General features: G+C 62.9%; 15 protein-coding genes and 1 tRNA gene. 9 read left to right on the top strand and 7 right to left on the bottom strand.

Going from position 1 to position 18,897, the window contains the following annotated elements:
* Positions 1 to 13: 13 nt before the first annotated feature.
* The 6 genes from glgB to bglA all read left to right on the top strand — a co-directional run bounded on the left by glgB (position 14) and on the right by bglA (position 10,477).
* Positions 14 to 2,221: a 1,4-alpha-glucan branching protein GlgB gene (glgB, locus tag RBH77_RS19615; protein ID WP_311029247.1), complete on the top strand. Its 2,208-nt coding sequence runs from the start codon at positions 14 to 16 to the stop codon at positions 2,219 to 2,221.
* 28 nt (positions 2,222 to 2,249) lie between these two features.
* Positions 2,250 to 3,515 carry a glucose-1-phosphate adenylyltransferase gene (gene glgC, locus RBH77_RS19610; RefSeq protein ID WP_311029246.1) on the top strand — a complete coding sequence of 422 codons (1,266 nt, stop codon included), beginning with the start codon at positions 2,250 to 2,252 and terminating at the stop codon, positions 3,513 to 3,515.
* A 3-nt stretch (positions 3,516 to 3,518) separates the two neighbouring features.
* Positions 3,519 to 4,964 carry a glycogen synthase GlgA gene (glgA, locus tag RBH77_RS19605; RefSeq protein ID WP_311029245.1) on the top strand — a complete coding sequence of 482 codons (1,446 nt, stop codon included), beginning with the start codon at positions 3,519 to 3,521 and terminating at the stop codon, positions 4,962 to 4,964.
* Positions 4,964 to 6,592: an alpha-D-glucose phosphate-specific phosphoglucomutase gene (locus RBH77_RS19600; protein WP_311029244.1), complete on the top strand. Its 1,629-nt coding sequence runs from the start codon at positions 4,964 to 4,966 to the stop codon at positions 6,590 to 6,592. Before glgA ends, RBH77_RS19600 begins: the two co-directional genes overlap by 1 nt.
* A gap of 73 nt (positions 6,593 to 6,665) precedes the next feature.
* A complete protein-coding gene (gene glgX, locus RBH77_RS19595; protein ID WP_311029243.1) occupies positions 6,666 to 8,834 on the top strand; it encodes a glycogen debranching protein GlgX in 2,169 nt (722 codons plus the stop codon).
* Positions 8,835 to 8,854: 20 nt separating this feature from the next.
* Positions 8,855 to 10,477: a beta-galactosidase BglA gene (gene bglA / locus RBH77_RS19590; RefSeq protein WP_311029242.1), complete on the top strand. Its 1,623-nt coding sequence runs from the start codon at positions 8,855 to 8,857 to the stop codon at positions 10,475 to 10,477.
* 9 nt (positions 10,478 to 10,486) lie between these two features.
* On the opposite strand, the gene RBH77_RS19585 is transcribed toward bglA, so the two are convergent.
* Together RBH77_RS19585 and RBH77_RS19580 are read right to left on the bottom strand one after the other, a co-directional pair.
* Entirely contained in the window at positions 10,487 to 12,142 is a 1,656-nt protein-coding gene (locus tag RBH77_RS19585) for a pilus assembly protein TadG-related protein (protein ID WP_311029241.1), read from the bottom strand.
* 69 nt (positions 12,143 to 12,211) lie between these two features.
* Entirely contained in the window at positions 12,212 to 12,658 is a 447-nt protein-coding gene (locus RBH77_RS19580; RefSeq protein ID WP_311029240.1) for a TadE/TadG family type IV pilus assembly protein, read from the bottom strand.
* Between the two features lie 188 nt (positions 12,659 to 12,846).
* On the opposite strand from RBH77_RS19580, the gene RBH77_RS19575 reads away from it, so the two are divergent.
* Entirely contained in the window at positions 12,847 to 14,577 is a 1,731-nt protein-coding gene (locus RBH77_RS19575; protein ID WP_311029239.1) for an AMP-binding protein, read from the top strand.
* Positions 14,578 to 14,693: 116 nt separating this feature from the next.
* Here the strand turns inward: RBH77_RS19575 and RBH77_RS19570 are convergent, their stop codons facing one another.
* From RBH77_RS19570 to RBH77_RS19555, 4 genes are all read right to left on the bottom strand, one after another.
* Entirely contained in the window at positions 14,694 to 15,791 is a 1,098-nt protein-coding gene (locus RBH77_RS19570; RefSeq protein WP_311029238.1) for an NAD(P)/FAD-dependent oxidoreductase, read from the bottom strand.
* 85 nt (positions 15,792 to 15,876) lie between these two features.
* Positions 15,877 to 16,692: a methyltransferase domain-containing protein gene (locus RBH77_RS19565; RefSeq protein WP_311029237.1), complete on the bottom strand. Its 816-nt coding sequence runs from the start codon at positions 16,690 to 16,692 to the stop codon at positions 15,877 to 15,879.
* Positions 16,693 to 16,738: 46 nt separating this feature from the next.
* The gene (locus RBH77_RS19560; protein ID WP_311029236.1) at positions 16,739 to 16,870 is read right to left on the bottom strand and encodes a hypothetical protein; all 132 of its coding nucleotides are present in this window, start codon (positions 16,868 to 16,870) and stop codon (positions 16,739 to 16,741) included.
* Positions 16,871 to 16,945: 75 nt separating this feature from the next.
* Positions 16,946 to 17,152 (bottom strand): hypothetical protein, encoded by a 207-nt coding sequence (locus tag RBH77_RS19555; protein WP_311029235.1) that lies wholly within the window; start codon positions 17,150 to 17,152, stop codon positions 16,946 to 16,948.
* Positions 17,153 to 17,330: 178 nt separating this feature from the next.
* On the opposite strand from RBH77_RS19555, the gene RBH77_RS19550 reads away from it, so the two are divergent.
* Both RBH77_RS19550 and RBH77_RS19545 read left to right on the top strand, forming a co-directional pair.
* The gene (locus RBH77_RS19550) at positions 17,331 to 17,537 is read left to right on the top strand and encodes a hypothetical protein (protein WP_311029234.1); all 207 of its coding nucleotides are present in this window, start codon (positions 17,331 to 17,333) and stop codon (positions 17,535 to 17,537) included.
* A 155-nt stretch (positions 17,538 to 17,692) separates the two neighbouring features.
* Positions 17,693 to 18,313 carry a putative adhesin gene (locus RBH77_RS19545; RefSeq protein WP_311029233.1) on the top strand — a complete coding sequence of 207 codons (621 nt, stop codon included), beginning with the start codon at positions 17,693 to 17,695 and terminating at the stop codon, positions 18,311 to 18,313.
* Between the two features lie 459 nt (positions 18,314 to 18,772).
* Here the strand turns inward: RBH77_RS19545 and RBH77_RS19540 are convergent.
* Positions 18,773 to 18,849 (bottom strand) — tRNA-Pro (locus tag RBH77_RS19540).
* Positions 18,850 to 18,897 lie beyond the last annotated feature (48 nt).

The raw sequence follows: 18,897 nt of genomic DNA, 5'->3' as shown, positions 1-18,897 counted from the left end.
GTGCTGCCGTTCGATGCCCGGTGTTCGTAAAGGGGCCAAAGCCGAGAAGCCGCTGACCGGCGCGGCCGACATTCGGGCGATTGTCGCTGGCGAACACCGCGATCCTTTTTCTATCCTCGGCGTCCAGGAGACGGGCGGAAGGCTGGTCGCGCGCTGCTTCCTCCCTCATGCGGAACATGTCGCGGCCTTCACGCTTAGTGGCGAGCCGGCCGGCGAACTCACCCGCCGCGACGATGCCGGTTTCTTCGACGGCGCGCTTTCCATTCGCGAGCGCCAGCCGATCCGCTATCACGCCAGTAACCAAGGCGGCGACTGGTGGATCACCGATCCGTACTCTTTCGGGCCGGTGCTCGGGCCGATGGACGATTACTACATCGCCGAGGGCTCGCATCTGAGGCTCTTCGACAAGCTCGGCGCGCATCTGATCGAGCATGAGGGCGCGAGCGGCATCCATTTCGCCGTCTGGGCACCGAATGCGCGGCGCGTCTCCGTCGTCGGCCAGTTCAACGATTGGGACGGCCGCTGCCATGTCATGCGCAAGCGTGTCGATACCGGCATCTGGGAAATTTTCCTCCCCGATATCAGCGCCGGCCAGCCCTATAAATACGAGATCATCGGTGCGAAGGGCGAGAAGCTGCCGCTCAAGGCCGATCCTTTCGCTTTCCGTTCCGAGCTTCGGCCGGCGACTGCGTCGGTGACCGACCTGCCCATGCGCCATGAATGGGGCGACGGCAAGCATCGCGAATTCTGGCGAAGCGCCGATGCACGTCGCCAGCCGGTCTCCATCTATGAGGTCCATGCCGGATCGTGGCAGCGTCGCGACGACGGCTCGTTCCTCTCATGGGACGAACTGGCCGATCGCCTCATCCCCTATGTCGCCGACATGGGCTTCACCCATATCGAGTTCCTGCCGATCACCGAGCACCCTTACGATCCGTCCTGGGGCTACCAGACGACCGGGCTTTATTGCCCGACGGCACGCTTCGGCGAGCCGGTGGGCTTTGCGCGCTTCGTCGATGGCGCGCATCGCGCCGGCATCGGAATCATCCTCGACTGGGTGCCGGCGCATTTCCCGACCGACGAGCACGGGCTGGCGCGCTTCGACGGCACCGCGCTCTACGAGCATGCTGACCCGCGCAAGGGCTTCCACCCCGACTGGAACACCGCGATCTACAATTTCGGCCGCCGCGAGGTGATGGCTTATCTGGTCAACAACGCGCTGTTCTGGCCGGAGAAGTACCATCTCGACGGGCTGAGGGTCGATGCCGTCGCCTCGATGCTTTACCTCGACTATTCGAGGAAGGAAGGAGAGTGGGTCCCGAACGAGAAGGGCGGCCGCGAGAACCTCGAGGCGGTCCGCTTCCTGCAGGAGATGAACAAAGCCGTTTATGGCGCGCATCCAGGCATCATGACCATCGCCGAGGAATCGACTTCATGGCCTAAGGTTTCAGGGCCGGTGCACGAAGGCGGACTGGGCTTCGGGTTCAAGTGGAACATGGGCTTCATGCACGATACGCTTGAATACATGTCCAAGGAGCCGGTGCACCGGAAATACCATCACGAGCAGATCACCTTCGGCCTGACCTACGCCTTCAGCGAGAACTTCGTCCTTCCGCTCAGCCATGACGAGGTCGTGCACGGCAAGGGCACGCTGCTTACCAAGATGTCGGGCGACGATTGGCAGAAATTCGCCAATCTGCGGGCCTACTACGCCTTCATGTGGGGCTATCCCGGCAAGAAACTGCTCTTCATGGGGCAGGAATTCGCCCAACGCGCCGAGTGGAACGAAGCGAAGGGGCTCGACTGGTATCTCCTGGATTACGGCTCGCATGAGGGCGTGCGCCGTCTCGTTCGGGATCTGAACCGCCTCTATCGCGACAAGCCGGCGCTCCACGCACGCGACTGCGAGCCCGACGGCTTCGGCTGGCTGATCGTCGATGACAAGCAGAACTCGGTTTTCGCCTGGGTGCGTGGCGCGCCGGGCGCACGGCCGGTCGCTGTCGTTTGCAATTTCACGCCGGTGCCGAGAAGCGGCTACCGCGTGCCGCTGCCACATGCGGGGCGCTGGCGCGAAGTGGTGAATACGGATGCCGGGGCCTATGGCGGCAGCGGCATGGGGAATAACGGCATGGTCTCGGCGGTTGCCGAGGGGAAGGCGGCGTCGGCGCTGATGACTTTGCCGCCGCTCTCGACCATCATGATAGAATACGATCCAGAGTAGAAACTGTTTCGGATATGGGAGGGCTGAAATGGCGGATCTGAGACGGAGCCAGCCTCTGTCGCGCGATGCGATGGCCTATGTCCTTGCGGGAGGGCGGGGCAGCCGGCTGAAGGAATTGACCGACCGCCGCGCCAAGCCCGCCGTCTATTTCGGCGGCAAGACGCGCATCATCGACTTCGCCCTTTCCAATGCGCTGAACTCCGGCATCCGCCGCATTGGCGTCGCGACCCAGTACAAGGCGCATTCGCTTATCCGCCATCTGCAACGCGGCTGGAACTTCTTCCGTCCCGAGCGCAATGAGAGCTTCGACATATTGCCGGCAAGCCAGCGTGTTTCCGAGACGCAATGGTATGAAGGCACCGCCGACGCGGTCTACCAGAACATCGACATCATCCAGGACCATGGCGTGGAATACATGGTCATCCTGGCTGGCGACCATGTCTTCAAGATGGATCTGGAGATCATGCTGCGCCAGCATGTGGACAGCGGCGCGGACGTGACCGTCGGCTGCCTGGAGGTGCCTCGCATGGAGGCGACTGGCTTCGGTGTCATGCATGTGGACGCCAAGGACAAGATCATCGCCTTCGTCGAGAAGCCGGCCGATCCGCCCGGCATGCCCGACAAGCCGGATTTCGCGCTCGCTTCGATGGGCATTTATGTCTTCCACACCAAATTCCTGATGGAGCAGCTTCGCCGCGACGCGGCAGAAAAGGAGACCAGCCACGATTTCGGCAAGGACATCATCCCCTGGATCGTGAAGAACGGGAAAGCGGTCGCGCACCGCTTCACCCAGTCCTGCGTTCGCTCCAGCTTCGAGCACGAGGCCTATTGGCGCGATGTCGGCACCATCGACGCCTATTGGGAAGCGAATATCGATCTTACAGACATCACGCCGGAACTCGACATCTACGATCGCGACTGGCCGATCTGGACCTATGCCGAGATCAAGCCGCCGGCCAAATTCGTGCACGACGAGGAGGGAAGGCGCGGTTCGGCCGTGTCGTCGCTCGTCGCGGGCGACTGCATCGTCTCGGGTGCCGCGCTGCGCCGCAGCCTGATCTTCACTGGCGCGCGCATCAACTCCTTCTCCTCCCTGGAGGAATGTGTTGTGCTGCCGGACTGCTTCATCGGCCGCAATGCGAGCCTGAGCCGTGTCGTGCTGGACCGCGGCGTGCATATTCCCGAACGCCTCGTCGTCGGCGAAGACCCGGTGCTCGACGCCAAGCGCTTCCGCCGCACCGAGAAGGGGGTGTGCCTCATCACGCAAGAGATGATCGACCGGTTGGAATCCTGACATATGCGGGTCCTCTCCGTCGCCTCGGAAGTCTTTCCTCTGGTCAAGACCGGCGGGCTGGCGGATGTCGTCGGTGCGCTGCCGCCAGCGCTGGCCGCGCATGGCGTCCACGCAACGACTTTCGTGCCCGGTTATCCGGGGCTTGCCGCAAAGCTGAGGAAGAAGAAACAGGTCCATGCTTACGCGGACCTTTTCGGCGCCAGGGCTTCGATCCTGCGCGGCGAGGCGGCCGGGCTCGACCTCCTTGTCCTGAACGCCCCGACGCTCTTCGACCGCAAGGGAGGTCCCTATGGAGACGCCTCCGGCGCGGATTTCTCCGACAACTGGCGGCGCTTCGCGGCTTTTTCCCGTGCGGCCGCCGACATCGCGGGCGGTGCGGTCGAGGGCTACGTACCCGACCTCGTCCATGCGCATGACTGGCAGGCGGCGATGACACTCGCCTATCTGCGCTACGACGGAACGACCGTTCCGACCGTCATGACGGTTCACAATCTTGCGTTCCAGGGCCAGTTCCCGGCCTCGATCTTTCCCGAACTCGGTCTGCCGGCCTCCGCACTTTCCGTCGATGGCGTCGAATATTACGGCGGCGTCGGCTTTCTGAAGGCCGGTTTGCAGGCCGCAAGCGCCATCACCACGGTGAGCCCCACCTACGCGCAGGAAATACGCACGCCGGAGTTCGGCATGGGGCTCGACGGCATGATGAACGCGCGCTCCGGTGATCTCTTCGGCATCGTCAACGGCATCGACACCGATATCTGGAACCCGGAGACGGACCCGCATCTTGTCGCGAGATATTCGGCGCGCAGTCTCAAGGCCCGCAAGGCCAACAAGGCAGCGCTGGAGGAGCGCTTCGGCCTCGATCGCGGGCAGGGACCGATCTTCTGCGTGGTCAGCCGTCTGACCTGGCAAAAGGGTATGGACACGCTGGTCGAGACGGTAGACGGACTGGTCGCCGCCGGCGGCCGGCTCGCGGTGCTGGGTTCGGGCGACGCGGCGCTGGAAGGCGCGCTGCTTGCCGCCGCGTCCCGGCATCGCGGCAAGGTCGGCATGGTCGTCGGCTACGATGAACCGCTGTCGCACCTGATGCAGGGCGGCGCCGAGGCGATCCTCATCCCGTCCCGTTTCGAGCCCTGCGGGCTGACCCAGCTTTACGGTCTGCGCTATGGCTGCGTGCCGGTCGTGGCGCGGACCGGCGGGCTGGCGGACACGATCATCGACGCCAACGAGGCGGCGCTGTCGGCCGGCGTTGCCACCGGCTTCCAGTACGAGCCTTCCGCCCCCGGCGGGCTCTACCATGCCATTTCCCGCGCCATGGAAGCTCGTGCCCGCCCGGCCGAATGGGCGGCCATGCAGCGGCAGGGCATGAAATCGGACCTATCCTGGAAAAAAAGCGCGGCGCGCTATGTTGAGCTCTATCAATCCCTAATTGCCAAGAAGGTCCCCGCTTAATGATCAAGACGGTTCCAACGACGCCCTATATGGACCAGCGGCCGGGCACGTCGGGCCTCCGCAAGAAAGTGCCCGAATTCCAGCAGCCGAACTATGTGCAGAACTTCATCCAGTCGATCTTCGATTCGCTCGAAGGCTACAAGGGAAAGACGCTGGTGATCGGCGGCGACGGCCGCTACTTCAATCCGGAAGCCATCCAGATCATCGTGAAGATGGCCGCCGCCAATGGCTTCGGCAAGCTCATCATCGGCAAGGACGGCATCTGCTCCACGCCGGCCGTCTCCAACCTGATCCGTAAGAAGAAGACCTTCGGTGGCATCATCCTCTCGGCCAGCCACAATCCCGGCGGGCCGAAAGAGGACTTCGGCATCAAGTACAATATCGGCAATGGCGGACCCGCACCGGAGAAGATCACCGAGGCGATCTTTGCCCGCTCCAAGGGGATCGACCGCTACAGGATCGAGGATTTTCCCGACATCGACCTCGGCAAGATCGCCGCGATCGAGCGCGGCGGCATGGCCATCGAGATCATAGATCCCGTCAAGGATTACGCCGAACTGATGGAGGAGCTGTTCGATTTCGACGCCATCCGCAAGCTCTTCAAATCGGGCTTCCGCATGGTCTTCGATTCCATGCATGCGGTGACCGGTCCCTATGGCAAGGAGATCCTGGAGAACCGGTTGGGCGCGCCCGAAGGCACGGCGCGCAATTTCAGGCCGCTTCCCGATTTCGGCGGCCACCATCCCGACCCGAACCTCGTCCATGCGAAGCATCTCTACGATCTCGTCATGTCGGACAAGTCGCCGGATTTCGCCGCCGCGTCAGACGGCGACGGTGACCGTAACCTGATCCTCGGGCGCGGCATCTTCATCACGCCTTCGGATTCGCTTGCCATGCTGTCGGCTAACGCGCATCTGGCGCCCGGCTACAAGGGCGGCCTGAAAGGCATCGCGCGTTCCATGCCGACCAGTGCCGCCTCCGACCGCGTCGCGGCGAAACTCGGCATCGGCAGCTATGAGACGCCGACCGGCTGGAAGTTCTTCGGCAATCTGCTCGACGCCGGCATGGCGACGATCTGCGGCGAGGAAAGCGCCGGCACCGGCTCCAACCATGTGCGCGAGAAGGACGGGTTATGGGCCGTGCTTCTCTGGCTGAACATCCTCGCCGTGCGCGGCCTGAGCGTGCGGGAAGTCGCTGAAGATCATTGGAAGACGTATGGCCGCAACTATTATACGCGACACGACTATGAGGCGGTGAAGTCGGACGCCGCCCACAAATTGATGAGCGAATTGACGGCGAAGCTTTCCAGCCTTCCCGGTCAGAGCTTCGGCAAGGACAAGGTCGAAAAGGCGGACGATTTCGCCTATCACGACCCGGTCGATCATTCGGTCAGCGAGCATCAGGGCATCCGCATCTTCTTCGAAGGCGGCTCGCGCATCGTCTTCCGGCTTTCCGGCACGGGAACGGAAGGCGCGACCATCCGCGTCTATATCGAGCGCTACGAGGCCGATCCGGCCCGGCTCGATCTCGACACGCAGAAAGCGCTGGCCGATCTTATTGCCGCGGCCGGCAAGATCGCTGGCATCAAGGCGCATACGGGCCGTGACAGGCCGTCCGTCATTACCTAATTTAGGAATAAATGCAGGGTTTGCTCATTTGACACGCAGTAAGCAACTGGGGGCGGTTGCGAAAGAGGGGGGCGTGGAGTTCTCCGTCGTTTCGGGAACGGCGGAGAAAGTGACGCTTTGCGTGTTCGACGAGCAGGGGACGACGGAGACCGCTCGCCGCGACATGGAGCGCGGCGAGGACGGCGTCTGGTCCTGCTCTATCGAGGGGCTGGAAGAGGGAGCCCGCTACGGCTATCGCGCCGACGGCCGCTACGATCCCCATAACGGGTATTTCTTTGACCCGGCGAAACTGCTGGTCGACCCTTATGCGTTGGCGATCGACCGGCCCTACACCTACCGCGAAAGGCTGGCGGCGGCGCGCGGTGAAGGCGGCGACACGGCCGGCCTCGTCCCGAAGGCGATCGTGACAGCGACGCGCGGCAGGCTCTTTCCCCGGCCGCCTATGTTCCAGCCGGGCGGCCTGATCTACGAGGTGCCGGTGCGCGCCTTCACCAAGCGCCACCCCGCGATCCATGCTCCGGTGCGCGGCACGGTCGCGGCGCTCAAGCAGCCGGAAATCATCGAGCATCTGGTGAAGCTCGGCGTCGGCGCCGTCGAACTGATGCCCATCGCCGCATGGATCGACGAGCGGCATCTGCCGCCGCTCAACCTGCGCAATGCATGGGGCTACAATCCGGTCACCTTCATGGCGCTCGATCCGCGCCTTGCGCCGGGAGGCATCGCCGAATTGCGCGAGACGGTCGAAGCGCTGCATGAGGCAGGCATCGGCGTCATCCTCGACGTAGTGTTGAATCACACCGGCGAGGCGGATGCGGCAGGCCCGGTTCTGTCGCTCCGCGGCCTCGACCATCTCGCCTACTATCGGCATGTGGGCAGCCCGCCGCGCCTTGAAAACGTGACCGGCTGCGGCAACACGCTCGATGCCGACAGCCCGCTCGTCCAGAAACTCGTTATCGACACGCTGCGCCATTTCGTGACCCATGCCGAGGTGGACGGCTTCCGCTTCGATCTTGCCACCGTGCTCGGGCGGACAGCCGACGGTTTCGACGCAGACGCGCCGCTTCTGCGCATGCTACGCGAGGACTCGGTGATCGGCGACCGTATGCTCATCGCCGAGCCATGGGATGTAGGCGAGGGCGGCTATCGGCTCGGTCATTTCCCTCAGCCTTTCCTCGAATGGAACGACCGCTATCGTGACGATGTCCGCCGTTTCTGGCGCCGCGATAACGCCATGGCAGGGCCGCTTGCGACACGCCTTGCCGGGTCGTTCGATATTTTCGACGGCGCACCGGCGACGCGGACGGTGAATTTCGTCGCGGCCCATGACGGCATGACGCTCGCCGACCTCGTCTCTTACGAGCGCAAGCACAACAGCGCCAATGGCGAGGACGATCGCGACGGCCATAACGAGAATTTCTCCTGGAACAACGGCGTCGAGGGCAAGACGACCAACGCGGCCATCGTCGAGAGGCGCCGGCATGATTGCGCAGCGCTTCTGGCGACACTCTTCGCCTCGCGCGGCACCGTAATGCTGACTGCCGGCGACGAGTTCGGCCGCTCCCAGCACGGCAACAACAACGCCTACGCGCAAGACAACGAGATCACATGGCTCGATTGGGAAGGCGCCGACAAGGGCCTGCTCGCATTCGTAGAGGCGCTGGCCGCGCTTCGCCGTGAGTTCGACGTCCTCGGCGATGCGGCCATGCTCTCGGGAGAGGGGGGGACTGGTTCGGAATTTCCCGATGTCGCCTGGCTCACGGAGGAAAGCGATCCGCTGTCGCCCGAAAACTGGCAGGAGGAGGGCCGCCGGGCCTTCACCATGATGCTGCGCGAGGGGGCAGGGCAATCCGCCCGTCGGCTCGCCGTCTTCATCAACGCCAACGACCATCCGAGGGCCTTCACGCTGCCGGAGCGCGCCGGCCATGAATGGCGACGGCGTGCGGCATTTGACGCGCCTGCTTTGGGCGAGGTCGCGGCTGGCATTATTCCTGCTCCCGCACGTTCGGTACTCTTTTATGCCGAATCGCTGACAGACAGGGGCGTCGAGGATGAAATCGACCCCCACTCCGTTCCGGCCACCTCTCACGCGCTCGACGGGGAAGAGGAAGAGCCCGCCGCAACGCCTTATCCCCTTCCTCTACTCCACGAAAGTGGGGGAGAGGTGGTCGACGACGCCGATCAGAATGGGGAGAATCCGGCCGTTCGCCCCAACTCGCCAGGAGAGGCTAGTACCGACGAATGAACAGTGCCGACCAGCCGATAATGAGCAGGATCGAATGGTGGCGGGGATGCGCTATCTACCAGATCTATCCGCGCTCCTTCCAGGATACGACCGGCGATGGCGTCGGCGATCTGAAAGGCGTGGTGCGGCGGCTATCCTATGTCGCCTCGCTCGGCGTCGACGCAATCTGGCTGTCGCCCTTCTTCAAATCACCCATGGCCGACATGGGCTACGACATTGCCGACTATTGCGCTGTCGATCCGCTCTTCGGGACCATGGAGGATTTCGATGCGGTCATCGAGGAAGCCCATCGGCTCGGTCTCAAGGTAATCATCGATCAGGTTCTGTCGCATTCCTCGGACCGGCACGAATGGTTCGGGGAAAGCCGGTCGAGCCGCGACAACCCCAGGGACGATTGGTATGTCTGGGCCGATGCCAAGCCCGATGGCACCGCCCCGAACAACTGGCTATCGGTGTTCGGCGGCCCGGCCTGGGAATGGGATTCGGTCCGCAAGCAATATTATCTGCACAATTTCCTCGCCTCCCAGCCGGATTTGAATTTCCACAGTCCCGAGGTTCAGGAAGCGCTGCTCGCCTTGCTGCGCTTCTGGCTCGACCGCGGCGTCGATGCCTTCCGCTTCGACGCGGTGAATTACTATTTCCACGACCGTGCGCTGACCGACAATCCGCCGCTTTCCCGCACCCTTTCCTCCGACGTGCCCGACACCAATCCCTACGGATTCCAGCAGCATATCCACGACAAGACGCAGCCGGAAAATATCGGCTTTCTCAAGCGGGTAAGGTTGCTGCTTGATTCATATGACGAACGCATGTCGATCGGCGAGGTAGGCGACGGCGACCGCTCGCTGACGACTGTTGCCGCCTATACGGACGGCAGCGACAAGCTCAACATGTGCTACACGTTCGACTTGCTCGGCCCGGAACTTTCGCCGGCCCATATCCGCCGCTGCGTCGAGGCGTTCGAGGCGTCCGCTGCCGGCTGGGTCTGCTGGGCCTTCTCAAACCACGATGTCGCCCGTCACGTCTCCCGTTTCGCCAAGCCGGGAGACGATGCGGACCATCTGGCGAAATTCTGCGTGACACTGCTTTGCGGGCTGCGCGGCTCCATCTGCCTCTATCAGGGCGAGGAATTGGGGCTGACCGAGGCCGACATCGCGTTCGAGGACCTGCGCGATCCTTACGGCATCCGTTTCTGGCCGGGCTTCAAGGGGCGCGACGGTTGCCGCACGCCGATGGTCTGGGAGGAGCAGACGATCTATGCCGGCTTCTCGCGCGGCAAGCCTTGGCTGCCCATTCCGGAAGAGCACCGGCTGCGCGCGGTCTCCGCACAGCAACACGATCCGGCTTCGGTGCTGGCGCGCTATCGCGAGACGCTGACCTTCCGGAAGAAGCATCCGGTGCTTCTTGTCGGCGATATCCGTTTCGTCGAAGCGCCCGACGGTGTGCTCGCCTTCGAGCGCAGGTCGGGCGCGGATGCGATGCTTTGTGTCTTCAATATCGCCCGCGAGCCGATCACGTTCGAGCTTCCGGAAAAGTTCGGCAAGGCGCGTTTCATTGACGTTCCGGGCTTTCCTGCTCCCCGGCATGACGGGAAAAACATTTCCCTTCCGCCGCTTGGGATCGCTTTCGGAATCATCGGCTGAGGGCCGCCGCTACTGCACCAGCACCGAGTGCCCGCAAATGCCGCCGGTTACGCGAATGTCGGCCTCGCCAAGCTTGATGCCGAGCGTGGCTAGCACATTGTTCAAAAGCGTATCGATCGCGGGCGATGCGGCGCCAAGCGTGTTCGCCAGCGCCTTGCTGACGTCGCCGAGGGCAAGGCCGAGGCCACCGACCTTGACGTCGAGGTGGAGATCGCCGAGCAGCGACTTGAAGAGCGGTCCGGTGAAATTGTGCGTCGAGACGCTTTTGACGACGCCCTTTTCGATGTCGGCGGGGGAAAATTCCAGCTTTGTCGGGGAGGGATTGGAGATTGCCGCATGCGCCGTGCCGGCCGCCGTGACGAGGTGCAACACGTTCACAAGCTGCGCCGGCATCACCTGCGGAGGCTTGGCGAAATTCCCCATTGCCGCCGGATCGACCTCGCCGATCCACGCTTCGGCTACGCCGGGGCGGGCCTCGACCGTCACACGGAGGCTGTCGGGCCGGCCGGTCGGGCACGCCACATCGCCGAGCTTTCCTTCCGCATAGGCGAGCTCGAGATAGATCGGGACGCGGACCGATACGTCGAGCAGCTTGCCCAGCAAGCCGCCCGGCCCGCCAACCGCCACGACAAGGCTGAGCCGCGTCTGTGCGGTGCGCACGATGTCGCCCCTTTCGCCTATCGAGAACCATGGCGAGTTCTGCGGCGGTTCGCCGATGGCGAGGTTGAGCGTCACGCCGGCGATGCCGGGCAGGCCGGCGTCGAGATCGAGCGCCACCTGGTGCTTGCCTTCGGCGAGCAGCGCGCCCGTGGAGAGGAGCGACATGATATTTGCGCGCGCCGCGAGGCCCGGTGCTTTTTCGCCCAGCGCGAGCCGCCCGACCTGTCCCAGCGAGATGAGATGCGACAATGGAACGGTCATATCCGATGACAGGATCCCGCCAGCCACGGCCTTGAGCGCGGCGCTCGCCTCGGGCTTCGGGCTGACATCGGCGAGGGCGGAAACGAACTGGCCGATCGACACGTCCGACTGAAGCACCTCGTCATAGCTGCCGGCTTCGATATGCGCCTTCCCGGCAAGCGCGTCGAGAAAGCCTAAGACATCGACGTCGGCGCCGAGAAGCGCGTCGTAACTCATCGCGCTGAGTGAAAGTTCGGTGCCGAGGAGCTTGCCGAGCAGTTCGTTGACGATCCCGCCATCGAGGCTGGCGAGCCGCGAGCCGATCGAAAAGGCGGCCTTGTCGGACGCGCTGGCGATCGCCGTGGTTCCGATGACGGGATTCGGCAGAAGGTTGCCGGCAAAGAAGGTCGTGCCGACCGTATGCACGGTGACGCGCGCGGCGTTGGCGGGCGCCGCACCGGCCTGGAAGCGGTTCGCGACGGCGGTGTCGGGGTCCGGCACATAGCGGCCGCTCTCGACCAGCAGCGTGTTAGGCAGATTCGTCCCTCTCGGCTCGGTTAGCAAGGAGAGGCCGGTTACCCCATTCGCCTTGAACAGAGCCTCCGCCGCCTTGCCCGGCTCGGTGATGTCTGCCGCCGCCGCGATCGCGGCGAGGTCGGTCAGGTTCTGCAAATGTCGCCTTTCCAGGTAGAGCGAACCTTCGTCTACCGCGAACGCGGCAAGCGTCAGCGCCGCCGGCATCAGGAGCGCCGTCAGCGTTGCCACATTCCCTGAAGTGGAGCGGAGCAATGCGCGAAGGCTTCGCAATACCCACGGTTTCGGATCGTTCCCCATTCACTTGCCCCCGATACGGATTGTCGAGGAATGGCGGATGGTCATGCCCGGCAGCGGCAGGTTCGGCAGCAGGTTCCAGATGGGAAGGTCGCGCGTGTCGTAGCGAATGGCGACGGTGAATTCGTCGGCGTCGGCCGGGTTGTCCTTGATGTCGAGCGCCAGCTTCGATCGCTCGACAAAGGGATAGGCGGCGGCGTTGTTGTCGATGTAGCTGTCGGCGAGCCTTACGCGGTCGTTCTCGTTCAAGCCGGCGACGGCGGTGCGTGCCGCGTCCGCGGCGATCTGCTGGATCGAATGGCTGGCGCCCAGATAGATGCCATAGGCAACCATGCCGAACAGGAGCAGGATGAGAAGCGGGGAGACGATGGCGAACTCGACCGCCGAAGTGCCGGCGCGGCAGCGCGACAGATGCCGGAAATTCCTGTTGCCTGAAACGGTTCTAGCCATGGCCTCAAGCTAACTAGGAAATTATTCAGGCCGCGATTTCAGTGAATGCAACTTTAAATAGATCATCGGTTGCACCCCGGTTGTCTTGGTCCAAAAGTTCACGTGACTCTCGGCGACCGGAATTTGTATGAAGGGTAAAACGGTGGCCGGCCCTTACGGGCCGTCGCCAGCGATCGGGAGGAACAATCATGGACAGGAAAATTGAGAAGGGCGCCGCGTCGCTGGCGCCGATTAGCGGGCTGTCGCGGGTCCGCGGGGCCGACCGGCCACCGCTGCTTGAAGAAACGATTGCGGCCGCATTCGCGCGGACGGTGGCGCGGCACGGCTCTCGCGACGGCGCCATCTTCCTCGAGCACGGCATCCGCTGGACCTATGCCGAACTTGCCCGTCAGGTGGATTTACTGACGGCCGGCCTCCACAAGCTCGGCTTGAGGAAAGGCGACCGCGTCGGCATCTGGTCGCCCAACCGGCCCGAATGGGTGCTGACCCAGTTTGCGACCGCGAGGCTCGGCCTCATCATGGTCAACATCAACCCGGCCTATCGCCTCGCCGAACTCGAATACGCGCTGGTCAAGGTCGGCTGCAAGGCGCTGGTGACGGCGGCGAGCTTCAAGACGTCGGATTATCTCGGCATGCTGAAGACGCTGGCGCCAGAGATGACGGAATGCGCGCCGGGTGATCTCAAGGCGGAAAAATTTCCCGATTTGCGCATCGTCATCCGCACCGGCGAGGAAAAGACGCCGGGCGCCTATAATTTCGCCGATGTGGTGGCGATGGCGGACGAGGCGGCGCTTGCCGCGCTCGATCCCATCACCGCCTCCCTGAAGCCGGACGAGCCGATCAATATCCAGTTCACCAGCGGCACGACCGGGTCGCCGAAGGGAGCGACGCTGACACACAGGAACATCCTGAACAACGCCGCCTTCGTCACCGACGCGATGCATTTCACCGAGCAGGACCGGCTGGCGATCCCCGTGCCGCTCTATCACTGCTTCGGCATGGTGATGGGCACGCTCGGCTGCGTCACCAAGGGCGCGGCGATGATCTTCCCGAGTGAAGGCTTCGAGCCGGGCGCGACACTGAAAGCGCTCGCCGGTGAGCGTTGCACGGCGGCCTATGGCGTGCCCACCATGTTCGTCGCCGAACTCGATCATCCGGATTTCAAGAGCTTCGACCTTTCTTCGCTCCGAACCGGGATCATGGCCGGCTCGCCATGTCCGATCGAGGTGATGAAACGGGTCGTCTCCCAGATGCATATGAGTGAGGTAACGATCGCCTACGGCATGACCGAAACCAGTCCCGTCTCCTTCCAGAGCGGCACAGACGACCCGATCGAGAAGCGGGTCTCCACCGTCGGCCGCATCCTGCCGCATCTGGAGGTGAAGATCATCGGCGAGGATGGCAGGACCGTCCCCGTCGGCCAGAGCGGCGAACTTTGCACGCGCGGCTATTCGGTCATGAAGGGTTACTGGAACGACGAGGAGCGGACGAAGGAAGCGATCGACGCCGAGGGCTGGATGCACACCGGCGACCTCGCCACGCTCGACACGGAGGGCTATTGCAACATCGTCGGGCGCGTGAAGGACATGGTCATCCGCGGCGGCGAGAACGTCTATCCGCGCGAGGTGGAGGAGTTTCTCTACCGCCATCCGAAGGTGCGCGAGGTGCAGGTCTTCGGCGTGCCGGACGAGAAATACGGCGAGGAACTATGCGCCTGGATCGTGGCGCAGGCCGGCGATCCGCCGACCGAGGAGGAGATCAGGGAATTCTGCCGGGGCCAGATCGCCCACTACAAGATCCCTCGCTATGTCCGCTTCAGGGAGAGCCTGCCCATGACGGTCACCGGCAAGGCGCAGAAATTCATGATGCGCGATGCCATGATCGAGGAACTGCACCTGGAGGTAGCCAAGACGGCCTGAAGCGGCTGACTTTGTCGGCGCCGCCCGCCACCTCTCCCCTGAAGGGGAGGGGAAAAGCGGTCGCGGGCTTGGCTGCTTTGGGGGATCTGCGCATCAACCAAAATTCGATCTCGCCACTATAAGCTCTTTGCCACCGCCCCGATCTCCCGCGCAATCGCCAGCGAGGCGGTGAGTCCTGGCGATTCGAAGCCGAACAGATTGATGAACGGCGCGTTCGAGGTTTCGATAACGAAATCGTTCGGCTCGATACCAACAACCTTGACCCTGACCCCGGCATAATCCGGATAGAGAGCGCCGTCGGGCAAGGCCGACCAGTAGCGCCGGATCGCGGCATAGAAGGGCAGGGCGCGCTCGGCGTTGACCGCGTAATCCGGCCGATCGATCCACTCCACGTCCGGCCCGAAACGCGCCCGGCCGGCAAGGTCGAGCGTCAGGTGGACGCCGAGCCCGCCCCGTTCCGGCACCGGATAGATCAGCCGTGAGAAGGGCGCTCTGCCGGTGAGGCCGAAATAATTGCCCTTGGCGAATTTGAGTTCTGGCACGCCGGCAACGCCGCCGATCGAAAGCGCCACCTTGCGCGCCGCGAGCCCTGTCGTGTTGACGGCGAGTCGCGCGCGCAACGATACCGGCTCCGCGCCGCCGACACGAAGGATAACGCCATCCTTTTCGAGCGCGCCATCGATGACGGGGGCGTGGAAGGCGAAGACGGCGCCATGGTCTCCGGCTTCGCCCCGCAACGCCAGCATATAGGCGTGGCTGTCGACGATGCCGGTGCTCGGTGACAGAAGCGCGCCTGAGACATTGAGTGCCGGTTCCAGCGCTCGGGCCTTCGGGCCGGCGAGGAATTCGAGGTCGTCGACGCCATTGGCGCGGGCGTGCGCCGCAATGCCGTCGAGCGTGCCGACCTCGGCCTCGCTCGATGCGACCACCAGTTTGCCGATGCGGCGATGCGGGATGCCGTGCGACCGGCAATAGTCGTAGAGAAGGGCACGCCCCGGTGCGCAGAACCTAGCCTTCAGGCTGTCTGCCGGATAGTAGAGGCCGGCATGGATAACCTCGCTGTTGCGGCTCGAAATTTCCGTGCCGATCGCGCCGGCTTTTTCGAGCACGATCACCTCGCGTCCGGCCATCGCCAGTTCGCGCGCGACCGCGAGCCCGATCACGCCTGCGCCGATGACGACGCAATCGACCTCACTGTTTGTCTCTCCGGCCACTTCCTATCCTCGACACGTGGGCGCGATACTTTCTGGCGCAGCCTGATACGGCACGCAACAGCCGAAAGAAGAGGATGCATGCGCTTTATGCGGGAAGGCGCCCTGTCAGCCGGAAGAACATGTTGGAGATCACCTGCACGCCCGGATCGGCCAAATGGCTTTCGAGTGACGCCAGATCGCGATCGATTTCAGCCCGCGCGACAAAGCCGCCTTCGATCAGCCGCTCACGAACATTGCCGATCAGTGCGCTTGGGAATCGCCGGCGCTCGTGATCGGGTGGGAAGACATGAACGACGGCATCGACGCGGATATCCACCGCACCGGCATCGCGAAAAAGGCCGTGTGTGCGGCGGCCAACGGATAGATCGATGCCCTGCGCGCGCGCATAGGCTGAATAGGCATCGAGAAGACGGGTCCATGCCTCAAGCGGCGGATCGCAGCAATAGGGGAGATAGTCTGCCTCGAAGCTCGCCACCCATCCGCCCGGCCGGACGAGCGACACCATCTCCCGCACCATTCGCTCCGGTTCGGGAACGTTGACCAGCACGAGCCGCATATGAGCGCCGTCGAAGGAGCCGTGCGGCAATCCCGTATCGTATGCGTCGCTCTCGCGTATCTCGACATGAGACAAGCCGAGGTCGGTGACGAAGCGGCGCGCCAGTTCGACGAAACGCGGGCTGCGTTCTATGCCAAGTACCGATCCGGCAGGGCCGACCCGCTCCGCCAGGAGATGCAGGACGCCTCCCGGTCCGCAGCCGATATCGACCACGCGCTCGCCGGGCGTGATGCCGATCCTGTCGAGTTGTGCGCCTGAATCCGGGGCAAGCGTTGCGATCTGCCGCTTGAGCCGCACGACTTCGTTCTCGGCCCGCCCGAGCAGGTAATTGTCGGTTCGCGTCAATGCACTGATGTCCCGGTGGCAGGCGTCGGCTCCTGAACCGGCAGCGCTATTTCTTGCCGGTCGGCTTCGCGCCCGCTGCCGATGATTTCGGCTTCGACGTCTTCAGATGCTTCGAAGCCTCGCTCTTCTTCGCGGTGAGCGCGGTCTTGCCGCCGGCTTTGGTGGGTTTCGTGGCCATGCTGGAACCTCCCTCTCGACACCCCCAAAGCCATCAACCCCGGTGCGCCGATTTTGTTCCAGAGGCGGTGACCGCTCAATTATCCTTGGCGGCGAGCAGCGTGTTGATGACCAGTTCCCGCCCCTCCCGACTGATGCCGACCCCGCGTGGACGGTCCACGGCCAGACCGAGGGAAATGAGCCGCTCTGCCAGCTGACGTTCCAGATTTGGATAGGGGCCGCGGTTCATCCGCTTCAGCGCGGTCCGCTCATCCTCGGAGAGGTCGGCCCATTCAATCGGCATACCCTGCTGTCCGCTCCTTGCTGGATCGCCCGACGAAGTTTTTCAGTCTGGCCTTGAAAGGGTCTAACCGCGCGGTGCGCCGCTGTGAAGGCAGGAAAGCGGCAGCTTGTCGGAAAACGGGTGGAGAACGAGGGCATACGGGCCGACATTGTGGCTATCGAAACAGGGAGGAATGACAATGTTGCCGCAACTTTACGCACTGCATGTTCATGCCGCCAAACGAGGTGACGGTCTCAGGAACGAGTTCTTCCGGCGTTGCGGTGGCCTGGCGCTTACGCCGTTGCCGACTACCGTGCAAATCAGCGGCCCCGCACCGGCGGCCTTGCCGGCGAACACGTCGCGCGAGACGCCTGCGCAGGATGACGAATACCATTCAGCAAGCTGAATCAACCTGCATTTCAGCGGCGATGAGCCTGCTTCCTTGGGCCGCATTGCCAGTCCCGAGCTTAAGGTTGCGGCCTGATGACGCCGCTTACGAACCGCTTGAACGAGATATGATTTAGTGGAAATATCATCGGATCAACTTGGAGGGCTATACTTATGAGCGATTCCATTCCCGATGGAGCGACGCCTATTGGTTCAAAGCTTTATATGTTCAAATCGAAATCCAACAGCACAGACGCATTGATCTCTGCCCACGGCGGATATTACAAAGGCAACAGGTCTTTCCAGGTTCCGCATGGCGTCGAACTGATATTTTACGGTATACATGGAAATGTACTTTCCGACCCTGGTGTAAAACTTTCCGATACCAAAGCGAAAGTGGTAGAGACGATTGGCGGCGGAAAGCAGTGCACCGATTATGAGCTTTCAAAATATCAGGGTCGACACGGGGGATCGCCGGGCAAGCCCGCTGAAACTTATGAGCGCATTGCCAACCGTATCAACTACGTCGACGACAATTTAGCTCAGTTGTTTAAAATCGCGTCGACAGCGACGAACGAGAAGGTCGCGAAATCGGCTGTGAAAAACATACAAGATTCTCGATCGATGAGCTTGATCACCATCCGAAACCGATGGAACTCGCAGAACGTATACCTGAAGGACCTCCTCTCGATGGTGCTCAAATCCTATCCAGGCATCAAGCGATTCCACTGTTCTTTCTGCCGCGGCCTTGTAGGGGACGACAACGCCAAGACCTCCAAGGTGGAGTGGGCTTAAAAGGGCCGGTCTTTACTCGGTTGACCGGCCGCAGCCGCTGGAGCATTTTGTAGCCGGACGGGATCGGCTGGTGTCGCACAAATGCGGCTGAGGAAACCAAGTTGAAGCACTGGAGCAGCGGGGACCGCGTTCGTCAGAACGCTCGCTGCTTTAGCTTCGACGCCAAAAATTCCTGCCATCATCCAGTGTCTGCGCGGCGTTGCGCGTGACAACGCTTACCCCGGGTAGGGCACGCGGCGGTGTGACCTGTCGATGCAAGGCAACGTCGATATGTGGCGGGCCGTGGACTTATCCTGCCATGACCAAAGAGGCCTCGGAAAAACTACGGGCACCATCCCCTGGACTGTCAGAGACAGACGGGTGAGACGTTCATGTCAGGCGGGTCAAGGAGGCTTCGGCAATGATTTATCTCAATCATTGCCGTATAAATCGGATGTGCTTCCAAGTATTTGATTTTACTGGTCGGAGTGGCAGGATTTGAACCTGCGACCCCCTCGTCCCGAACGAGGTGCGCTACCAGGCTGCGCTACACTCCGCGACCAGACGGGCGGCTTATAGCGCCCGGGTTCCGATCCTGCAAGCGC

The sequence above is a fragment of the Mesorhizobium koreense genome (assembly GCF_031656215.1).
In the GTDB taxonomy this organism is placed as follows: domain Bacteria; phylum Pseudomonadota; class Alphaproteobacteria; order Rhizobiales; family Rhizobiaceae; genus Mesorhizobium_L; species Mesorhizobium_L koreense.
Note: the sequence above shows the minus strand (reverse complement) of the source record. Positions and strands in the feature narration are given on the sequence as shown.

Excerpts from the sequence above, each read along its gene's own strand:
- glgB (WP_311029247.1), top strand. The coding sequence starts at position 14 with ATGCCCGGTGTTCGTAAAGGGGCCAAAGCCGAGAAGCCGCTGACCGGC.
- glgC (WP_311029246.1), top strand. The coding sequence starts at position 2,250 with ATGGCGGATCTGAGACGGAGCCAGCCTCTGTCGCGCGATGCGATGGCC.
- glgA (WP_311029245.1), top strand. The coding sequence starts at position 3,519 with ATGCGGGTCCTCTCCGTCGCCTCGGAAGTCTTTCCTCTGGTCAAGACC.
- RBH77_RS19600 (WP_311029244.1), top strand. The coding sequence starts at position 4,964 with ATGATCAAGACGGTTCCAACGACGCCCTATATGGACCAGCGGCCGGGC.
- bglA (WP_311029242.1), top strand. The coding sequence starts at position 8,855 with ATGAGCAGGATCGAATGGTGGCGGGGATGCGCTATCTACCAGATCTAT.
- RBH77_RS19580 (WP_311029240.1), bottom strand. The coding sequence starts at position 12,658 with ATGGCTAGAACCGTTTCAGGCAACAGGAATTTCCGGCATCTGTCGCGC.
- RBH77_RS19575 (WP_311029239.1), top strand. The coding sequence starts at position 12,847 with ATGGACAGGAAAATTGAGAAGGGCGCCGCGTCGCTGGCGCCGATTAGC.
- RBH77_RS19560 (WP_311029236.1), bottom strand. The coding sequence starts at position 16,870 with ATGGCCACGAAACCCACCAAAGCCGGCGGCAAGACCGCGCTCACCGCG.
- RBH77_RS19555 (WP_311029235.1), bottom strand. The coding sequence starts at position 17,152 with ATGCCGATTGAATGGGCCGACCTCTCCGAGGATGAGCGGACCGCGCTG.
- RBH77_RS19550 (WP_311029234.1), top strand. The coding sequence starts at position 17,331 with ATGTTGCCGCAACTTTACGCACTGCATGTTCATGCCGCCAAACGAGGT.
- RBH77_RS19545 (WP_311029233.1), top strand. The coding sequence starts at position 17,693 with ATGAGCGATTCCATTCCCGATGGAGCGACGCCTATTGGTTCAAAGCTT.